Origin of the sequence: Citrobacter sp. RHBSTW-00017 (genome assembly GCF_013797615.1) — a bacterium.
Taxonomy (GTDB): Bacteria; Pseudomonadota; Gammaproteobacteria; order Enterobacterales; family Enterobacteriaceae; genus Citrobacter; species Citrobacter braakii.
On record NZ_CP056899.1, the window covers coordinates 1,550,575 to 1,570,360 of the forward strand.

The window sequence follows — 19,786 nt, forward strand, 5'->3', positions numbered from 1 at the left end:
TATGATGGTGTTTTTGAGGTGCTCCAGTGGCTTCTGTTTCTATCAGCTGTCCCTCCTGTTCAGCTACTGAAGGCGTGGTGCGTAACGGTAAAAGCACTGCCGGACATCAGCGCTATCTCTGCTCTCACTGCCGTAAAACATGGCAGCTACAGTTCACTTACACCGCCTCTCAGCCCGGTACACACCAGAAAATTATTGATATGGCCATGAATGGCGTCGGATGTCGCGCCAGTGCACGCATTATGGGCGTTGGCCTCAACACGATTTTACGACACTTAAAAAACTCAGGCCGCAGTCGGTAAACTCACGCATACAACCGGGCAGTGACGTCATTGTTTGCGCGGAAATGGACGAACAGTGGGGTTACGTCGGCGCTAAATCACGCCAGCGCTGGTTGTTTTACGCGTATGACAGGATACGGAGGACGGTTGTGGCGCACGTATTCGGTGAACGCACGTTGGCCACGCTGGAGCGTCTTCTTGGCCTGCTGTCGGCCTTTGAGGTCGTGGTATGGATGACGGATGGCTGGCCGCTTTATGAATCACGCCTGAAGGGAGAACTGCACGTTATCAGCAAGCGATATACGCAGCGCATTGAGCGGCATAACCTGAATCTGAGGCAGCATCTGGCAAGGCTGGGCAGGAAGTCACTGTCGTTCTCAAAATCGGTGGAGCTGCATGACAAAGTCATCGGGCATTATCTGAACATAAAACACTATCAGTAAGTTGGAGTCATTACCTAATCCCGAGCATAGTAATTAATATCTCCCGGATGCAATATCCGGGAGACGCTTTGAGGTGAAAAATGGATGCTTTATTTTTTATACAATTATTTATTGTACTCGCCTGTATTGGTATAGGCGGGCGTTATGGCGGAATGGGGCTGGGTGCTGGTGGAGGACTTGGTGTTGCAATATTAGTTCTGGGTTTTGGACTTAAACCCTCCGCACCATCTATTACTGCAATGCTAATTATTATTTGTGTGATTGGCGCTGTCAGCGTATTACAGGCCGCTGGTGGGCTTGATTATCTTGTGCGCGTGGCTGAAAAATTACTCCGTAAAAAACCACAGGCAATTACTTTTGTTGCCCCCATATTAACTTCCATATTTACGCTATTCTGTGGGACTACTTACGTTGCTTTCTCTTTGTATCCGGTTGTCGCTGAAGTTGCTGCTGAAGCAAAGGTCCGTCCGGAGCGAGCGTTGTCCGCAACGGTTATTGCGGCAAGTGTCGCGGTTGCTGCCAGTCCGATGAGTGCGGCAACCGCGGGGATGCTGGCTATTCTGCATGAATATGCCGGGATTAGCCTTGGACAAATACTGACGATTGCTCTCCCATCATTCTTTATGGCAGCTATTGTTACCAGCTTTTCAGTTTATAAACGCGGAAAAGAGCTGGAGGATGATCCGGAATTCCAGAGGAGAGTTGCTGCTGGCGAATATGAGTTCATGCATACTGAGCAGAAAAAAGAATTTGTTGCTTCAGCTGGCGCTAAAAAAGGTGTCGTTATCTTTGCGATTGGTGTGGTACTGGTACTTATTTTAGGTTCTTTTACTGAGTTACTCCCTTCCTGGGATGGAAAAAGACTGTCAACCCCAATGGTTATTCAGATGGTCATGTTGACAGCCGCGTTGTTTATTATGATTGTCAGTAAAGTACCAAGTAGTACCTTGAATAGCGGCTCAGTCTTCCGTGCAGGTTTGATGGGAGTGGTAGCAATACTCGGTGTTTCATGGATGACGGCGACGTTTTTTGATGCCTATCAGCCAGAACTGATTAAGGTTTTTGGTGACATTGTCAATGATGCACCAATGCTATTTGGTGTGGTTGTATTCTTGTTCTCGCTGGTCATTATGAGCCCGGCGGCGACGGTAGCTGCCATCATGCCACTCGGTGTTACTTTAGGTATTCCAGCCCCGTTTCTTATCGCTATTTTTGCTTGTACCTGTGGTGACTTTATTATACCTGGAGCAAATCAAATCGGCTGTGTTGCATTTGATCGAACAGGTACCACAAAGATTGGACGTTTTGTTGTCAACCATAGCTATATTCGTCCGGGCTTTGTGATGGTTATCTCTCAGGTAATTTTTGCTTATCTCATTGCTCAGGTTGTTCTGTAAAGTACATTCTATGGAAAATTGCAGTGGCGCTATTCAGAAGTGAGTAACAGGCATCCTCTCTGAATTCATTCGGGGGGGATGCCATGAGGAAAAGGTTTACCACAATTAAATTGCTCTCTCACTACATCAGCATTTTGGAAAAAAGGAAGCAAAAAAGAGTTGATGCTACAACGGTGACAAGACCAGGTAGCATGTAGCTGTGATTAACCACATACTTGCCAATTCGAGTTGTCCCGGTACGATCAAACGCCACACAGCCAATCTGTGCCCCCCCTGGAATAATGAATGATCCACAAGTCAGCGGGAGCAGGGCGACCAGGGTTTCTGCCGGATATCCCATTAACACGCCAGCGGGGAGTAGCGCTACAGCAGTCGCTGCGGGGCTATAAATTACGGCTGAAAGACCAAAAACAATAATGCCGAACAAGACTGGATTCTGGAAACCGTGGAAAGCCGTGTTAAATAATTCGTGCCATGCCTCAAAAAAGGAGTTCATCATCCATGACAGACCAAATATGGCGACAACACCTACAAGACCTGCTTTAAAGACAGAACCTGAATCGAGTTTTGACGGAGAAATTCGACATACCATCATAATAATACATGCTGTTGTCAGCATAACTATTTGCAGCGTGGTAGGGATACTCATACGCTCCATTCCGGTACCGTTATTCCACTCAGGACGTAATTCAGGAATTGAACCCATAAGTACGACCAGAATGATACCGGTAAGGAAAATCAGCAATCCTCTCTTCGCCTCTTTTGTCACTATATTGGCTGTTCGCTCTTCAGCTTTTACTGATTCAAACTCACCTTCAGCAACCCTGCGTTGGAATTCCGGATCATTTTTAAGCTCATGACCTCTTTTAAAGACGAACAGGCAGCCGACAACGCAGCCAAGGAACGTTCCGGGAACGGTGACTAACAAGATATCTAAAGCAGAGACATGTAATCCAGCAAGGACAGCAATTGTCCCTGTAACGACCGCACTGACCGGGCTGGCAATAAGCCCAAAATTGGCAGCGATTACTGACATCGACATGGCTCTCTCTGGCCGTACCCTGGCATCTGCTGCAATTTCAGCAATGACTGGATAAACCGAAAAGGCAACATATCCTGTTCCGCAGATAGCAGTAAAAAGGTAAGCGACTGCGGGGCCGAGGAAAGTGATAGCGCCCGGCCACTTTCTGAGGATCCGTTCTGCCATCGTAACGAATAAATCAAGCCCGCCAGCCGCCTGGAGGATTGTGATGCAAGTGATAACCGCAAGGATAATAGAAATAACAGTGAAAGGAGGTGAGTCGGGAGGGAGTCCAAAACCAAAAGTCAGGATAGCGAGTCCTAACCCGCCAGCAGCCCCCAGGCCAATCCCACCAAAACGCCCACCTATACCGATACATATAAGTACTATCGCAAACTGAGTTACGAATAACACCATAATTAATTCCTTTTTATTAACAAATGGCTTGGTATAATTTGAATAATAGGGGCTATAATCTTACCATAACAGTATATTAAGCAATCTAACTTATTAGATTATTTATACTCATCAGTTTTGCAGCACTTTAATCCGAGAGTGTTTATGGATAACAAAAACGAACTGTTTGAAAGTATTAAAAATTATCTGCTTGATGATGCTAACCGCAATGCTGATGGTCGCATTGAAACTGAAACTGAGCTTGCCGTTCGTTTTAATACATCAAGATATAAAGTTCGTCAGGCGCTCAGCACACTGGTACAGATGGGAATGTTGGAACGATCTCCTCGTCGTGGCAGCGTCTTGAAGAATTTGGAACAGCACAACATCAATCACCAGTTGTTAATGCAGTTTGATTTGTCTGGGTTTGATATCACGGAATTTACAGAGGCAAGGATCCTGATTGAGTGCGCGATTATCCCTCTGGCAACGCGTAGAATTTTTCCGGCGATGCTCTCCAAACTTGAAAATGAGCTAAGGCTTATTGAAGAGAATGCGGATAACCCCCAGGAGGCCGATCGTCACGATAGAGATTTTCATTTGCTCTTGCTACAGGCGAGTGGCAACCGGGTGCTGCAGGTTTTCTCTGATGTCCTCATTACTTATTTTGAGAAAACAAGGGAGTCGTTACCTGCGAACGATCGTCAGTATTTTCTTGATACGGCGGCAAAACAGAGGGAAATACTGCTTCATATTAAAAAAGGGGATGCGCAGATGGCATCGGAGTTGATGAGAGCACATTTGCTGGAAAAACGGCTGTAAGTCTTCTGTTAACCTGGTCAGAGCATGTTTACTATTGGGTCCCCGCAATGCCGGGGACTTTTTTTACCTGAGATTAACCTGATTTAGTGAGCTATTCCTCAGCACTTATTTGTTATTGCTGTATCTTCTGCGTGAATGAAGCGAATGCTTCATATTCAAAAGGAGAATATTGAAATGGGAAAACTCACGGGCAAAACAGCATTGATTACGGGCGCATCTCAGGGTATTGGCGAAGGGATCGCCAGAACATTTGCCCGCCATGGCGCGAACCTAATCCTGCTGGATATCTCCGATGAGATTGAAAAACTGGCGGATGAGTTGGCTGGGCGCGGGCACCGTTGCACCGCCGTACACGCTGACGTCAGAGATTTTGCGTCGGTCACGGAAGCGGTAAAACGCGCGAAGAAGATTGAAGGCAAAATCGATATTCTGGTCAACAATGCGGGCGTATGTCGCCTCGGCAACTTCCTTGATATGAGCGATGAAGATCGCGATTTCCACATTGATATCAACATTAAAGGTGTCTGGAACGTGACGAAAGCCGTTCTGCCGGAGATGATTGCGCGCAAAGACGGGCGCATCGTGATGATGTCATCTGTGACCGGCGATATGGTTGCCGATCCGGGCGAAACGGCCTACGCGTTGTCGAAAGCCGCAATCATCGGTTTGACCAAATCTCTGGCGGTGGAATACGCGCAGTCCGGCATTCGCGTTAATGCTATTTGCCCGGGCTACGTTCGTACGCCGATGGCGGAAAATATCGCTCGTCAGTCTAATCCGGAGGATCCTGAATCCGTATTAGTCGAAATGGCAAAAGCGATCCCGATGCGCCGCTTGGCCTGCCCACTTGAGGTTGGTGAACTGGCGGCATTCCTGGCGTCGGATGAGTCCAGTTACTTAACTGGCACGCAAAACGTGATTGATGGTGGCAGCACCCTGCCGGAAAGCGTTAGCGTCGGCGTCTGATTGATGCCGGTCTCCTCCCCGTGCGCTGGGGAGGAGGTACCCTTATTCTCTTTTCAACTTTCAAATCATCAAACGGTATATAAAACCGTTACTCCTTTAGCACTGGTTATAAATATGATGACCATAAGAAAGTCATTAAATTTATAAGGGTGCGCAATGGCCGTTAACTTACTGAAAAAAAGAACCCTGACGCTGGCAGCAATGCTGTTGCTGGTGGGTCAGGCGCAGGCAACGGAGCTGCTGAACAGTTCATACGATGTCTCTCGCGAGCTGTTTGCCGCCCTTAACCCGCCGTTTGAACAGCAATGGGCGAAGGATAACGGCGGTGACAAACTGACGATTAAACAATCTCATGCCGGGTCATCAAAACAGGCGCTGGCGATTCTGCAGGGGCTGAAAGCCGATGTGGTGACCTATAACCAGGTGACCGATGTGCAGATCCTGCATGACAAAGGCAAGCTGATCCCGGCCGACTGGCAAAGTCGTCTGCCGAATAACAGTTCGCCATTCTATTCCACCATGGCGTTTTTGGTGCGTAAGGGTAACCCGAAAAATATCCACGAATGGAACGACCTGGTTCGCCCGGACGTGAAACTGATTTTCCCGAATCCGAAAACCTCCGGTAACGCGCGTTATACCTATCTGGCTGCGTGGGGCGCGGCAGATAAAGCGGATGGTGGGGATAAAGCCAAAACTGAACAGTTCATGACCCAGTTTCTGAAAAACGTGGAAGTGTTTGATACCGGCGGTCGCGGGGCAACCACCACATTCGTGGAACGCGGCCTGGGCGATGTGCTGATCACCTTTGAATCAGAAGTGAACAACATCCGTAAACAGTATGAAGACCAGGGCTTCGAAGTGGTGGTGCCGAAGGTCAACATTCTGGCGGAGTTCCCGGTGGCCTGGGTAGATAAAAATGTGCAGGCTAACGGTACTGAAAAAGCGGCAAAAGCTTACCTGAACTGGCTGTATAGCCCGCAGGCGCAAACCATCATTACCGATTTCTACTACCGCGTGAATAACCCGCAGGTGATGGACAAACTGCAGGATAAATTCCCGCAGACCGAACTTTTCCGCGTGGAAGACAGGTTTGGCTCGTGGCCTGAGGTAATGAAAACGCACTTTGTCAGCGGCGGTGAGTTGGACAAACTGTTGGCGGCGGGGCGTAAGTAAATGTTTGCTGTTTCTTCCCGACGCGTACTGCCCGGCTTCACCTTGAGCCTGGGCACCAGCTTACTGTTTGTCTGCCTGATTTTGCTGCTGCCGCTTAGCGCGCTGGTGATGCAATTGGCGCAAATGAGCTGGGCGCAATACTGGGATGTGATTACCAACCCGCAGGTGGTGGCGGCTTATAAAGTGACGCTGCTGTCGGCGTTTGTGGCGTCGATTTTTAACGGCGTGTTTGGTTTGCTGATGGCGTGGATCTTAACCCGCTATCGCTTTCCGGGCCGTACGCTGCTGGATGCGCTGATGGATCTGCCGTTTGCGCTGCCTACGGCGGTAGCAGGTCTGACGCTGGCATCGCTTTTTTCGGTCAATGGTTTCTACGGCGAGTGGCTGGCGAAGCTGGATATTAAAGTGACTTACACCTGGCTTGGCATTGCGGTGGCGATGGCTTTTACCAGCATTCCATTCGTGGTGCGTACCGTGCAGCCGGTGCTGGAAGAGTTAGGTCCGGAGTATGAAGAAGCGGCGGAAACGCTCGGCGCTACGCGCTGGCAGAGCTTTCGTAAAGTGGTACTGCCGGAGCTGTCTCCCGCGCTAGTCGCGGGCGTTGCGCTCTCGTTTACCCGCAGCCTCGGTGAGTTTGGCGCGGTTATCTTTATCGCCGGAAACATCGCATGGAAAACGGAAGTGACCTCGCTGATGATTTTTGTTCGTTTGCAGGAGTTTGACTACCCGGCCGCCAGCGCGATTGCATCTGTGATCCTCGGGGCTTCGTTGCTGCTGCTGTTTTCAATTAACACCCTGCAAAGTCGCTTTGGTCGACGCGTGGTAGGTCACTGATGGCAGACATTACCCAATTGAAACGTTATGGCGCACCCCGCATCAACTGGGGGAAATGGTTTCTGATCGGCACGGGCATGCTGGTATCCGCCTTTATTTTGCTGGTGCCGATGGTTTACATCTTCGTGCAGGCGTTCAGCAAGGGGTTGATGCCGGTATTACACAACCTGGCTGATCCGGACATGCTGCACGCCATCTGGCTGACGGTGCTGATTGCGCTGATTGCGGTGCCGGTGAACCTGGTGTTTGGCGTGTTACTGGCCTGGCTGGTGACCCGCTTTAACTTCCCTGGACGCCAGTTGTTGCTCACGTTACTGGATATTCCGTTTGCCGTTTCACCAGTGGTCGCTGGCCTGGTCTATCTGCTGTTTTACGGCTCTAACGGCCCGCTTGGCGGATGGCTGGATGAACACAACCTGCAAATTATGTTTGCCTGGCCGGGAATGGTGCTGGTGACGGTGTTCGTGACCTGTCCGTTTGTGGTGCGCGAACTGGTGCCGGTGATGTTAAGCCAGGGCAGCCATGAAGATGAGGCGGCGGTTCTGCTTGGCGCATCCGGCTGGCAAATGTTCCGTCGCGTTACGCTGCCGAATATCCGTTGGGCATTGCTGTACGGTGTAGTGCTGACCAACGCCCGTGCGATTGGCGAGTTCGGCGCGGTATCGGTGGTTTCTGGCTCGATTCGCGGTGAAACCTTGTCTTTGCCGTTACAGATTGAATTACTGGAGCAGGACTACAACACAGTCGGCTCCTTTACCGCCGCGGCGCTATTAACGCTGATGGCGATTATTACCCTGTTTTTGAAGAGCATGTTGCAATGGCGCCTGGAAAACCAGGAGAAACGCGCGCAGCAGGAGGAAAATCATGAGCATTGAGATTGCCAATATTAAGAAGTCTTTTGGTCGCACACAGGTGCTGAACGATATCTCGCTGGATATTCCTTCAGGTCAGATGGTCGCCCTGTTGGGGCCTTCTGGATCGGGCAAAACCACGCTGCTACGCATCATCGCCGGGCTGGAGCATCAGTCCAGCGGGCATATCCGTTTCCATGGCACTGACGTCAGCCGTTTGCACGCCCGCGACCGTAAGGTGGGGTTCGTGTTTCAGCACTATGCGCTGTTTCGTCATATGACCGTTTTCGACAATATCGCTTTTGGTCTGACTGTTCTGCCACGGCGGGAGCGCCCGAATGCGGCGACGATCAAAGCAAAGGTGATCAAACTGCTGGAGATGGTTCAACTGGCTCATCTGGCGGACCGTTTCCCGGCACAGCTTTCCGGTGGGCAAAAGCAGCGCGTGGCGTTGGCGCGTGCGCTGGCGGTAGAGCCGCAGATCTTGTTGCTCGACGAGCCGTTTGGCGCGCTCGATGCTCAGGTGCGTAAAGAACTGCGTCGCTGGCTGCGTCAGTTGCATGAAGAGCTGAAGTTCACCAGCGTGTTTGTTACCCACGATCAGGAAGAAGCGACGGAAGTCGCAGACCGCGTGGTGGTGATGAGCCAGGGTCATATCGAGCAGGCCGATGCGCCCGATCAGGTATGGCGCGAACCGGCTACCCGTTTTGTCCTGGAATTTATGGGTGAAGTTAACCGCCTGCAAGGGACGATTCGCGGTGGACAATTCCACGTGGGCGCACATCGCTGGCCGTTGGGCTATACACCGGGCTATCAGGGTCCGGTGGATCTGTTCTTGCGTCCGTGGGAAGTGGACGTCAGCCGTCGTACCAGTCTGGATTCGCCGTTGCCGGTACAGGTGCTGGAAGCCAGCCCGAAAGGACACTACACCCAATTAGTTGTGCAACCCTTGGGGTGGTATAACGAACCGCTGACGGTGATTATGCAGGGCGATGATTCCCCGAACCGCGGCGAACGTCTGTTTGTTGGGCTGCAAAATGCGCGTTTGTATAATGGCGACCAGCGTATTGAAACGCGTGAAGAGGAACTTGCCCTGGCGCAAAGTGCCTGATAGGTTAATTCGTATAGTTATCATCCGGTGGCGCTGCGCTTACCGGGCTTAACGGGTGGTGCATGACCTGTAAGCCGGGTAAGCGCAGCGCCACCCGGCATTTTATTGAGCTGAAAACGTGAACACATTAGAACAAACAATTGGCAATACGCCTCTGGTGAAATTACAACGTCTGACGGCGGATAACGGCAGTGAAATTTGGGTCAAGCTGGAAGGCAATAATCCCGCAGGTTCGGTGAAAGACCGCGCGGCGTTGTCGATGATCGTTGAAGCGGAAAAGCGCGGGGAAATTCAGCCTGGCGACGTGCTGATTGAGGCCACCAGCGGTAATACGGGTATTGCGCTGGCGATGATTGCCGCGCTGAAAGGCTACCGCATGAAGCTCCTGATGCCAGACAACATGAGCCAGGAGCGACGTGCGGCGATGCGTGCTTACGGGGCTGAACTGGTTCTGGTGACCAAAGAGCAGGGGATGGAAGGGGCGCGTGATTTAGCCCTTGAGATGGCGCAGCGCGGAGAAGGTAAACTTCTCGATCAGTTTAATAATCCTGATAACCCGTATGCGCACTACACGACTACCGGACCCGAAATCTGGCAGCAGACGTCAGGCCGTATTACCCATTTCGTCTCCAGCATGGGGACGACAGGCACCATTACCGGCGTATCGCGTTTTCTGCGTGAACAGGACAAACCCGTCACCATCGTTGGCCTGCAGCCGGAAGAAGGCAGTAGTATTCCGGGCATTCGTCGCTGGCCAGCGGAATATATGCCGGGCATTTTCAACGCCTCGCTGGTGGATGAGGTGCTGGATATTCATCAGAACGATGCGGAAAACACCATGCGTGAACTTGCCGTTCGCGAAGGGATTTTTTGCGGAGTGAGTTCTGGCGGCGCGGTTGCGGGCGCGTTACGCGTGGCGCGCGCGACACCGGGGGCGGTGGTGGTGGCGATCATCTGCGATCGCGGCGATCGCTACCTTTCCACCGGGGTCTTTGGCGAAGAGCATTTCAGCCAGGGATTAGGTATTTAATTTGTCGGCCTGATAAGCGTAGCGCTAGCAGGCAACCGTACGGCAGGATCGCCGGATGACGACGCAAAGCGTCTTCTCCGGCCCGCACTGTTCAATCGTTACGTTTTTCTACCAACTTATCAAGGAATTGCCACAGCGTCTCATTCATCTGCTGGTAATCCCAGGTGCGCATCTCTTCAACAGCGCGAATAAAGCGCTTCCCTTTCGCTTCGGCGAGTTCTTGCTCAGAGTGCTGAATTAATCCTTCGACCGCTTCGGCGGTAAACTCCATATGGCACTGAAAACCATAGACGAAATTACCGTATTGTACGATTTGTCGCGGACATCCCTCGCTTGTGGCAAGAATTGTCGCCTGGTCGGTCAATCCCGGCATGTCATTGTGCCAGTGACCCACGTTGAGCGGTGAGCCGAAATGGCTGAACAACGGATGCTGTTGGCCTGCCTCGGTCAGGGCGATCGGATAGTGACCAATCTCTTTTTCCGGGCTTTGGCACACCTTCGCGCCCAGTGCTTCGCCGATTAACTGCGACCCCAAACAGATCCCCACCACGATTTTTCGTGCCGCAATCGCCTGATTTATCAGATGCTGCTCTGCCTGAGAGTCAAAGTATGGGCACTCTGCGAGCGTGGTGCGGGGTGACTGCGGCCCACCAAATACCACCAGCATATCGAAGCCATCGGCATTAGCGGGAACAGTTTCTCCGGCGTAAACGCGCGACCAACTGATGGTATAGCCGCGTGATTCGGCCCACGGCAGGTACGCGCCAGCAGATTCGAAAGACTCATGAATAACAAAATGAACTCGCACTTTTCCTCTCCTGTTAGCGCTTTAGCGCCTGATGGATATCAGTCGCCAGCTTATCAATGTCGCTGTCTGCTAATGTTGACAGCGTAATGCGCAGGCCATGCGCAGGCGTATTGACGCCAAACACTTCGCCTTCACGTACCAGCCAGCCGGACTTTGCCAGCGCAAAAGCGATCGCCTGGCTGTTATCTTCTAGCGGCAGCCACAGATTAAGACCGTCGCAGTCGGGCAGCGTAATGCCATGAAGCCGCAGAGCCGCTGTCAGCTTTTGCTGCTGGGCGGCGTAAAACTGCTGAGTTTGCGCCAGCGTGTGTTGATAAGTCTTGTCACTCAGACAGGCGCAGGCCAGATCCTGCAGCAGATGGCTGACCCACTGACTGCCGGCGTTGAGCCGTAAACGCAGTTTCGCGGAAGTGAGTGGATCGCTGGCGACGATGGCCAGGCGTAAATCCGGGCCTAAAGTTTTCGACATTGAGCGGACAATCGCCCAGTGCGTGGTTTCCTTCGCAATCACCGGATACCAACGGCATGCGGACAGCAGCGCAAAGTGGTCGTCGACGATCACCAGCGTCTGCGGATAGCGGGCCAGGATTTCCTGCAATTGCGCCGCGCGGGATGCACTCAGACTGCATCCTGTCGGATTATGGGCGCGCGGCGTCAGAATCACCGCCCGCGCACCTTTCTGTAGCGCGATTTCCAGCATGTCTGGCTGCATGCCTTCGCTGTCAACGTTGACCGGACTGGCGGAGAATCCGGCATAACGCAGCATGTTGATGCTGCTCAAAAAGCATGGATCTTCTACCACAACGCTGTCGCCAGGCAGTAAATGGGCGCACAGTAGGCGCTCAATGGCATCAATGGCGCCGCTGGTGATATCAATTTCTCCCGTGGCTGGCATCGCATCTTGCATCCATTGCGCGGCCCACGCCTCAAGGCCGGGTGATACAGCGGCATCACCGTACAAACGAGGATTCTTATTTATTTGCGCGAAATAACGGCTGAGATCGGGAAGACGCGCGGGGGCTGGATTACCGCCGGAAAGATCGATAAGCGCGGTATCCGGATTGCCGCCTTCCAGCGCAACGGGGGCTGAAATCCCCTTGATTACCGTGCCGTTACGTCCCTGGCTTTGTGCCAGCCCGGAGGTGACCAGGCGTTTATAAGCCGCCGCGACAGTATTACGGTTAACGTTCAATGCTGTTGCCAGTTCACGCACCGGCGGCAACGTTTCTCCTGCTGCCAACGTGCCTGTAGCGACATGTTGACGAATACTGTCAAAAATTTCGTTAGCGGTTTTTCCGTCGATCATTATTGACCTATGACAAAATGAATTTTAGCATATGACGATAATAGTGAGGCGTAAGCCCGCTGTCCAGCGAGAGGAGAAATTTATGGAGCAGGGGAGTGATATTCAGTCAGTGCTCTTCGGCGACAAGCATCGGGCGTTACAGACCGATATCGTCGCCGTCCAGTCACAGGTGGTTTATGGCAGCGTAGGCAACAGCATTGCCGTTCCGGCCATTAAAGCGCAGGGATTACGCGTGACGGCAGTGCCTACGGTGCTGTTCAGTAATACCCCGCATTATGAAACATTTTACGGCGGCGTTATTCCGGCCGACTGGTTTAGCGGGTATCTCCGCGCCTTGAATGAGCGTGATGCTTTACGCGAGCTGAAGGCGGTGACTACAGGCTATATGGGCAGTGCAGAGCAAATCGCTCTGTTAGCACAGTGGCTGGAAACGGTACGGGCTACGCATCCGACAGTGTGCATTTTGGTCGACCCGGTGATTGGCGATACGGACAGCGGTATGTATGTAAAAGCTGAAATTCCGCAGGCCTACCGTCAGCACCTGCTACCGCTGGCTCAGGGACTGACGCCAAACGTGTTTGAACTGCAAATGCTGAGCGGAAAGCCGTGTCGTACGCTTGATGAAGCCATCACGGCGGCGCAATCGCTGCTTACCGAAACGCTGAAATGGGTGGTGATCACCAGCGCGCCGGGGGATAGCGAAGATATTATTAACGTGGCGGTAGTGACGGCTGAAACGGTTGAGGTGTTCGCTCATCCACGGGTTAAAACGGACCTGAAGGGAACTGGCGATCTGTTTTGTGCTGAGCTGGTGAGCGGTATTGTGCTGGGTAAAGCGCTGACAACCGCGACGCACGATGCAGCACAGCGCGTACTGGAAGTGATGAAATGGACCAATCTGTGCGGTTGTGATGAGTTAATTCTGCCACCGGCAGGGGAGGCGCGATGAAGAGTTACCGGCTGGTGGTTCGCCAGAATGGGCGTATGGTTGGACATTTTGACACCAGCGGGGCAACGGCGCTGGAAGATATCTGTGTGGCGCGGGCCATGTTTGGCATCGCGGGTGGCTACAATTGTGAACTGTTAGTGGCGGATTCGGAGCGACGGATGCTGGAAAGCGGGCCGGAAGGGATGAAAATCCTGATGCGCGAGGCGTGTTACCGACCGGTCACCTCACAAATTTAGCGTTATCCGGCAGATTTTGAGGTCTGCCAGATAAAAAAATGGCGCCATCAGGCGCCATTCTTCTCTGCAGCAAGAATTACTTCTTGATGCGGATAACCGGAGTTTCACCCACTGTCACGCTACCGGACAGTTTGATCAGCTCTTTGATTTCGTCCATGTTGGAGATAACAACCGGAGTCAGGGTAGACTTGGCTTTTTCTTCCAGCAGCGGCAGATCGAATTCAATAACCGGGTCGCCCACTTTAACGCGCTGACCTTCTTCAGCGATGCGCTTAAAGCCTTCGCCTTTCAGTTCAACGGTATCAATACCGAAGTGAACAAACAGCTCAATGCCGCTGTCGGATTCGATAGAGAAAGCGTGGTTGGTTTCAAAGATTTTGCCGATGGTGCCATCAACAGGGGCGACCATTTTGTTACCGGTTGGTTTGATAGCGATGCCATCACCAACGATTTTTTCAGCAAAAACTACATCCGGCACGTCTTCGATGTTGACGATCTCGCCAGAGAGCGGAGCAACAATCTCAATAGTTCCGGTGTCTTTCTTATCATCAGAAACCAGAGATTTCAGTTTATCGAACAAACCCATGATCTTCTCCTAAGCAGTAAATTGGGCCGCATCTCGTGGATTAGCAGATTGTTTTTTCTTCAATGAACTTGTTAACCAGCGTCATTAACTCGTCCGTTGTCGGTTGAGCAAGAGCCTGCTCTGCTAACACCTTCGCATCTTCGAAGTTCGTGTTACGGATAATCTTCTTAATGCGCGGGATAGAAATGGCGCTCATAGAGAATTCGTCCAGACCCATCCCCAGCAACAGAAGTGTAGCACGTTCGTCGCCTGCAAGCTCACCACACATGCCAGTCCATTTGCCTTCCGCATGAGAAGCATCAATAACTTGCTTGATCAGCGTCAGCACAGATGGCGACATCGGTTGGTAAAGGTGTGAAATCATATCATTACCACGGTCAACTGCCAGGGTGTACTGCGTTAAATCATTGGTGCCGATACTAAAGAAATCAACTTCTTTGGCTAAATGACGCGCAATTGTTGCCGCTGCCGGTGTTTCCACCATCACGCCAATCTCAATGCTTTCGTCAAATGCTTTACCTTCGTCGCGCAGTTCCTGTTTGTAGATTTCGATCTCTTTGCGTAGTGCGCGCACTTCTTCAACAGAGATGATCATTGGGAACATGATGCGCAGTTTGCCGAAAGCAGAGGCGCGCAGGATTGCGCGAACCTGATCCCGCAGGATCTCTTTACGATCCATGGCGATACGTACGGCACGCCAGCCCAGGAACGGGTTCTCTTCTTTCGGGAAGTTCATGTACGGCAGCTCTTTATCGCCGCCGATGTCCATGGTACGGACGATGACCGCCTGAGAGCCACAGGCTTCAGCAACGGCTTTATACGCAGCAAACTGTTCTTCTTCAGTCGGCAGCGATTCACGGTCCATGAACAGGAATTCGGTGCGGTACAGACCAACACCTTCGGCGCCATTACGCTCAGCGCCTTCAACGTCACGAACGGTACCGATGTTGGCGCAAACTTCTACCTGATGTCCGTCCAGCGTGATAGCCGGGAGATCTTTCAGCTTAGCAAGTTCCGCTTTCTCGGTAGCAACCTGCTCCTGAACGGCGCGCAGTTGCTCAATAACTTCGTTGGTCGGATTGACGTAAACCTGGTTGTTTACGGCATCCAGAATCAGATAGTCGTCGTTTTTAACCTGAGAGGTGACGCTACCCGTACCTACGATGGCTGGCAGTTCCAGAGAACGCGCCATGATAGAAGTATGGGAAGTCCGTCCGCCCGCGTCGGTGATGAAACCCAGCACCTTGTTCAGGTTCAGCTGTGCGGTTTCTGACGGGGTCAGGTCTGCGGCTACCAGGATAACTTCTTCCTGAATAGCGCTCAGGTCGATAATAGCCAGACCCAGGATGTTACGCAGCAGGCGTTTACCGATGTCACGTACGTCAGCCGCACGTTCTTTCAGGTATTCATCATCCAGCTCTTCAAGGGCTGTGGCCTGACCTTCGATAACTTCATGCGCAGCTGCATCAGCCGTCATGTGCTTATCTTTAATCAGGGCTATGATTTCCTGCTCCAGCTCCTCATCTTCGAGCAGCATGATATGCCCTTCAAAGATGGCTTCTTTTTCTTCACCGAACGTTTCACCAGCTTTGGTTTTGATCGCTTCCAGTTGCGCAGATGCCTTGGCACGACCGCTCAGAAAACGTTCAACTTCCTGATCAACCTTGTCGGCAGAAATTTTTTTCCGGTCAATGACGATCTCGTCTTCTTTCAGCAGCAATGCTTTACCGAAAGCGATACCCGGGGATGCTAAAATGCCTGAAATCATAACCCTACCTTACTTGTGACTGATATTTAAAAGAACTCGTTGAACTTACTCGAGTTCAGCCATCAGTTTAACCAGATGCTCAACTGCTTTCTGCTCGTCTTCACCTTCCGCGGACAGGGTGACAACGGTACCCTGAGTCAGGCCCAGAGTCTGCAGTTTAAACAGGCTTTTGGCGCTAGCGCTTTTGCCGTTGGAAGTCACAGTAATTTCAGAAGTAAAGCCTTTTGCTTCTTTAACAAACTGAGCAGCAGGGCGAGTATGCAGACCGTTCGGAGCGGTAATGGTAACTTCTTGCTGGAACATTATATTTCCCCAACTTATAGGTTTAGTGTTGTGGAACTAAAGTCTAGCCTGGCGGTTCAACTTTAGCCTGTATTGTTAGCATCGGCGTAAACTGGACGCGACACAAAAGGAGTTCGGTGCAATCCGTTGCTGGCAACTTCTTGCCGCTGACGTTTCGTTCGTCATTAAACATTATGCCGCGAAAGGAAGAGTTGAACCAAATCATAAAATCGATTCAGCTAGTGCTTTTCCTGTAACGATTAATTTCGCGCATCAAAATAATTAGTTTGGTTAAATACCAGTTCCGGCGGGTTGAATCAATGCCAGGAGAGTTGAAAATTTGAAGCAGGCCACAAAAAAGCACCCCAAAGGGTGCTTTTTTACGCGTTTTTAACATGCTGGCATTACTGTTGCAGTTCTTTCTCTGTGAAGAGATCGGCAAACAGTGCAGTGCTCAGATAACGCTCACCCGATGACGGTAGGATAACCACAATATTCTTATTGGTAAAGGATTCATCTTCCTGGAGCTTAAGCGCGGCAGCCACGGCTGCGCCAGAAGAGATCCCTGCCAGAATACCTTCTTCTTCCATCAGGCGGCGCGCGGTAGAAATAGCTTCATCATTGGTGATGGCAACGACTTTATCGATAAGCTTCAGATCAAGGTTGCCAGGAATGAAGCCCGCGCCAATACCCTGAATTTTATGCGGGCCAGGTTTGAGTTCTTCACCCGCCAATGCCTGGGCGATAACAGGGGAGTCAGTAGGTTCTACCGCGACGGTGATCAGGTCGGTTTTGCCTTTAGTGCCTTTAATGTAACGGGTCACGCCAGTTAGCGTACCGCCGGTGCCGACGCCGGAAATAAAGACATCAACCTGGCCATCGGTATCTTCCCAGATTTCCGGGCCGGTGGTTTTTTCGTGAATTTCCGGGTTCGCCGGGTTGCTGAACTGCTGCAGCAGCAGGAATTTTTCCGGATCGCTGGCTACGATTTCTTCCGCTTTCTGAATTGCGCCCTTCATACCTTTTGCGCCTTCAGTCAGCACCAGGTTCGCGCCCAGCGCTTTTAAGAGCTTGCGGCGCTCAATGCTCATGGTTTCCGGCATGGTCAGAGTCAGTTTGTAACCACGGGCGGCGGCGACGTAGGCCAGCGCAATCCCCGTGTTGCCGCTGGTCGGTTCTACCAGCTCAACGCCCGGTTTCAGTACACCACGTTTTTCGGCATCCCAAATCATATTGGCACCGATACGGCATTTGACGCTAAAGCTTGGGTTGCGTGATTCCACCTTCGCCAGAATGCGTCCGTTACCGATACGGTTCAGTCTAACCAGCGGCGTATGACCGATAGTCAGCGAGTTATCTTCAAAAATCTTACTCATGGCCTGTCCTTAACTGTATGAAATTGGGATACCGCTTCAGCATACCTGTTGAGAAAGTATGGGGAAGTAAGGAATTCGCATATCTATATGCTGATGAGAAATAATGCGTAGCAGTATGGAATAAGAGCGGGCATAAGCCAGCCCGCTTTTACACATTTTTGCATTACTTCCATAACGCATGCTTAGCACGATAGCAGTCTACCCACATCGCCGTGGCACCACAAACCGCTACCGGCATGATGAACAGATTGAGCACCGGAATCATGGTGAACAGGCTGGTCAACGCGCCAAACTGCATATTGGTCACCTTGCGCGTGCGCAGCGCGACGCGCATCTCCTTAAAAGGCACCTTATGGTTATCAAAAGGATAATCGCAGTACTGAATAGCCAGCATCCACGCGCTGAACAGGAACCACAGGACCGGGGCGACGGTCTGCCCAATGCCTGGAATAAAATAGAGGATCAGCAACACGAAGGCGCGCGGGAGATACCACGCCAGCTTTTGCCATTCGCGTTTCATAATGCGCGGAACGTCTTTCATAATGCCGAGAATGCCGGTGTCGGGCGGTGTTGCGCCCGTTAAGCGCGCTTCCAGCTGTTCAGACAGCAGACCGTTAAACGGTGCGGCGATCCAGTTGGCGATAGTGGAGAACAGGTAGCCGAACACCAACAGCACGGAAATAGTCACAATCGGCCACAGTAAATAGCTGAGCCACTGAAGCCAGTCAGGGACGTGACTCATCAGCGCGGGAACCCAGTTACCGAGCTGCGTAAATAACCACCAGAATGCGCCGCCCATCAGCAGGATATTCACCAGCAAAGGCAGAATAACAAAACGACGAATGCCCGGTTGGGTGATGAGCTTCCATCCCTGAGAAAAGTAATAAAGGCCGCTGCGAGGTACAACTGCAGATGATGAAACCATGGTCAGGACGTACTCCTTGTTATATAAGCTCTGGTAAACTGTGCGTATCTTACCGGGTTGTTGAGCGTTAAGCTGTTCGGAAATGTTCGAAAAAACAGCAAAAAGCACAATTTTGTTCATCTTTATGCCGTGAAAGCCAACAGTACACTTGCACTTGGCGTAATCGACAAATACTCTTAGTGAGTAAATGTTTGCCGTGGTGGCAAGGTGTTAGAACAACAGAGAATATAATGATGCAGGATTTGCGTCTGATATTAATCATTGTTGGCGCGATCGCCATAATCGCTTTACTGGTACATGGTTTTTGGACTAGCCGTAAAGAGCGGTCTTCTATATTCCGCGATCGCCCACTGAAACGCATGAAGTCTAAACGTGAAGACGAGGATTCGTTCGACGACAACGTCGAGGAAGACGAAGGCGTGGGTGAAGTTCGCGTTCATCGTGTGAATCATGCTCCCGGTAATGCGCAGGAACATGGTGTTCCTCCTCAGTCGCCGCAACACCAGTACCAGCCGCCTTATGCGTCTGCTCAGCCGCGTCAGCCTGCGCAGCAGCCTGCACAAGCGCCGGTACCGCCGCCGCATGTTCAGCAGCAGCCTGTACAACCGCAGCAGCCGGTGCAACATCAGCCTGTTCAGCAGCCACCTGTGCAGCAACCTGTTGCCCCGCAGGTTCAGCAACCTGCTCAGCAAGCACCGCAACCTGCGCCGCAGACCTTCCAGCCAGCAGAGCCTGTTGTTGAACATCAACCGCAGCCCGAGCCGGTAGTAGAAGAAGCGCCTGTTGCTGAAAAACCGCAGCGTAAAGAAGCGGTCATCATTATGAACGTTGCGGCTCATCATGGTAGCGAGCTCAACGGGGAAGTGCTGCTCAACAGCATTCAGCAGGCCGGTTTCAAATTTGGCGATATGAATATTTTCCATCGTCATTTGAGCCCGGATGGCAGCGGTCCGTCGCTGTTCAGCCTCGCTAATATGGTTAATCCGGGAACGTTTGACCCAGAAATGACGGGCGACTTCAGCACCCCTGGTGTGACTATTTTTATGCAGGTTCCGTCCTACGGGGACGAGCTGCAAAACTTTAAGCTGATGCTGCAGTCCGCACAGCACATTGCCGATGAAGTGGGTGGTGTGGTGCTCGACGATCAACGTCGCATGATGACGCCGCAGAAACTGCGCGAGTATCAGGACCGCATCCGCGAAGTTAAAGAATCTCGCGCCTGATT

Annotated in this window: 20 protein-coding genes; 12 read left to right on the forward strand and 8 right to left on the reverse strand. The window is 51.7% G+C overall.

The window, feature by feature from the left end:
* Positions 1 to 26 precede the first annotated feature (26 nt).
* Positions 27 to 724, forward strand: a protein-coding gene (locus HV037_RS07450) for an IS1 family transposase (RefSeq protein WP_223274117.1) whose coding sequence is annotated in 2 segments (ribosomal slippage) — positions 27 to 276 and positions 276 to 724 — 699 coding nt in all. Because the reading frame shifts where the segments join, the coding sequence is not laid out codon by codon here.
* 80 nt (positions 725 to 804) lie between these two features.
* A complete protein-coding gene (locus HV037_RS07455; RefSeq protein WP_181500213.1) occupies positions 805 to 2,121 on the forward strand; it encodes an anaerobic C4-dicarboxylate transporter family protein in 1,317 nt (438 codons plus the stop codon).
* Between the two features lie 121 nt (positions 2,122 to 2,242).
* On the opposite strand, the gene HV037_RS07460 is transcribed toward HV037_RS07455, so the two are convergent.
* Positions 2,243 to 3,559, reverse strand: coding sequence for an anaerobic C4-dicarboxylate transporter family protein (locus tag HV037_RS07460; RefSeq protein ID WP_016153936.1), 1,317 nt, complete (start codon positions 3,557 to 3,559; stop codon positions 2,243 to 2,245).
* Between the two features lie 144 nt (positions 3,560 to 3,703).
* Here HV037_RS07460 and HV037_RS07465 point away from each other — a divergent pair, with 144 nt between their 5' ends.
* The 7 genes from HV037_RS07465 to cysM all read left to right on the forward strand — a co-directional run bounded on the left by HV037_RS07465 (position 3,704) and on the right by cysM (position 10,325).
* Positions 3,704 to 4,360 carry an FCD domain-containing protein gene (locus HV037_RS07465; RefSeq protein WP_094761076.1) on the forward strand — a complete coding sequence of 219 codons (657 nt, stop codon included), beginning with the start codon at positions 3,704 to 3,706 and terminating at the stop codon, positions 4,358 to 4,360.
* A gap of 174 nt (positions 4,361 to 4,534) precedes the next feature.
* Positions 4,535 to 5,326, forward strand: coding sequence for an SDR family oxidoreductase UcpA (gene ucpA / locus HV037_RS07470; RefSeq protein WP_016153934.1), 792 nt, complete (start codon positions 4,535 to 4,537; stop codon positions 5,324 to 5,326).
* A gap of 156 nt (positions 5,327 to 5,482) precedes the next feature.
* Positions 5,483 to 6,499, forward strand: coding sequence for a sulfate ABC transporter substrate-binding protein (locus HV037_RS07475; protein WP_016153933.1), 1,017 nt, complete (start codon positions 5,483 to 5,485; stop codon positions 6,497 to 6,499).
* Positions 6,500 to 7,333 (forward strand): sulfate/thiosulfate ABC transporter permease CysT, encoded by an 834-nt coding sequence (cysT, locus tag HV037_RS07480; RefSeq protein ID WP_003038061.1) that lies wholly within the window; start codon positions 6,500 to 6,502, stop codon positions 7,331 to 7,333.
* A complete protein-coding gene (gene cysW / locus HV037_RS07485; RefSeq protein WP_016153932.1) occupies positions 7,333 to 8,208 on the forward strand; it encodes a sulfate/thiosulfate ABC transporter permease CysW in 876 nt (291 codons plus the stop codon). The genes cysT and cysW overlap by 1 nt, the downstream gene beginning before the upstream one ends.
* On the forward strand, positions 8,198 to 9,295 hold the full coding sequence (gene cysA, locus HV037_RS07490) for a sulfate/thiosulfate ABC transporter ATP-binding protein CysA (RefSeq protein ID WP_049282272.1): 1,098 nt from the start codon (positions 8,198 to 8,200) through the stop codon (positions 9,293 to 9,295). Before cysW ends, cysA begins: the two co-directional genes overlap by 11 nt.
* 118 nt (positions 9,296 to 9,413) lie before the next feature.
* A complete protein-coding gene (cysM, locus tag HV037_RS07495) occupies positions 9,414 to 10,325 on the forward strand; it encodes a cysteine synthase CysM (protein ID WP_016153930.1) in 912 nt (303 codons plus the stop codon).
* A 91-nt stretch (positions 10,326 to 10,416) separates the two neighbouring features.
* On the opposite strand, the gene HV037_RS07500 is transcribed toward cysM, so the two are convergent.
* Together HV037_RS07500 and ptsJ are read right to left on the reverse strand one after the other, a co-directional pair.
* Entirely contained in the window at positions 10,417 to 11,133 is a 717-nt protein-coding gene (locus HV037_RS07500) for a GMP synthase (RefSeq protein ID WP_016157091.1), read from the reverse strand.
* A gap of 13 nt (positions 11,134 to 11,146) precedes the next feature.
* Positions 11,147 to 12,439 (reverse strand): transcriptional regulator PtsJ, encoded by a 1,293-nt coding sequence (gene ptsJ / locus HV037_RS07505; RefSeq protein ID WP_103284095.1) that lies wholly within the window; start codon positions 12,437 to 12,439, stop codon positions 11,147 to 11,149.
* 82 nt (positions 12,440 to 12,521) lie between these two features.
* Between ptsJ and pdxK the strand changes: the two genes are divergently transcribed.
* Both pdxK and HV037_RS07515 read left to right on the forward strand, forming a co-directional pair.
* Entirely contained in the window at positions 12,522 to 13,388 is an 867-nt protein-coding gene (gene pdxK / locus HV037_RS07510) for a pyridoxine/pyridoxal/pyridoxamine kinase (RefSeq protein WP_016153927.1), read from the forward strand.
* Positions 13,385 to 13,624, forward strand: a complete 240-nt coding sequence (locus tag HV037_RS07515) for a hypothetical protein (protein WP_016153926.1) — start codon at positions 13,385 to 13,387, stop codon at positions 13,622 to 13,624. The genes pdxK and HV037_RS07515 overlap by 4 nt, the downstream gene beginning before the upstream one ends.
* A 76-nt stretch (positions 13,625 to 13,700) precedes the next feature.
* Here the strand turns inward: HV037_RS07515 and crr are convergent, their stop codons facing one another.
* From crr to cysZ, 5 genes are all read right to left on the reverse strand, one after another.
* A complete protein-coding gene (gene crr / locus HV037_RS07520) occupies positions 13,701 to 14,210 on the reverse strand; it encodes a PTS glucose transporter subunit IIA (RefSeq protein WP_000522253.1) in 510 nt (169 codons plus the stop codon).
* 40 nt (positions 14,211 to 14,250) lie between these two features.
* Positions 14,251 to 15,978 carry a phosphoenolpyruvate-protein phosphotransferase PtsI gene (gene ptsI / locus HV037_RS07525; protein WP_016153925.1) on the reverse strand — a complete coding sequence of 576 codons (1,728 nt, stop codon included), beginning with the start codon at positions 15,976 to 15,978 and terminating at the stop codon, positions 14,251 to 14,253.
* Between the two features lie 45 nt (positions 15,979 to 16,023).
* Entirely contained in the window at positions 16,024 to 16,281 is a 258-nt protein-coding gene (gene ptsH / locus HV037_RS07530; protein WP_002913505.1) for a phosphocarrier protein Hpr, read from the reverse strand.
* A 383-nt stretch (positions 16,282 to 16,664) separates the two neighbouring features.
* On the reverse strand, positions 16,665 to 17,636 hold the full coding sequence (gene cysK / locus HV037_RS07535) for a cysteine synthase A (RefSeq protein WP_005121957.1): 972 nt from the start codon (positions 17,634 to 17,636) through the stop codon (positions 16,665 to 16,667).
* Positions 17,637 to 17,799: 163 nt separating this feature from the next.
* The gene (cysZ, locus tag HV037_RS07540; RefSeq protein WP_103284094.1) at positions 17,800 to 18,561 is read right to left on the reverse strand and encodes a sulfate transporter CysZ; all 762 of its coding nucleotides are present in this window, start codon (positions 18,559 to 18,561) and stop codon (positions 17,800 to 17,802) included.
* A 230-nt stretch (positions 18,562 to 18,791) separates the two neighbouring features.
* On the opposite strand from cysZ, the gene zipA reads away from it, so the two are divergent.
* On the forward strand, positions 18,792 to 19,784 hold the full coding sequence (gene zipA / locus HV037_RS07545; protein ID WP_016157088.1) for a cell division protein ZipA: 993 nt from the start codon (positions 18,792 to 18,794) through the stop codon (positions 19,782 to 19,784).
* The last annotated feature ends 2 nt before the right edge of the window (positions 19,785 to 19,786 follow it).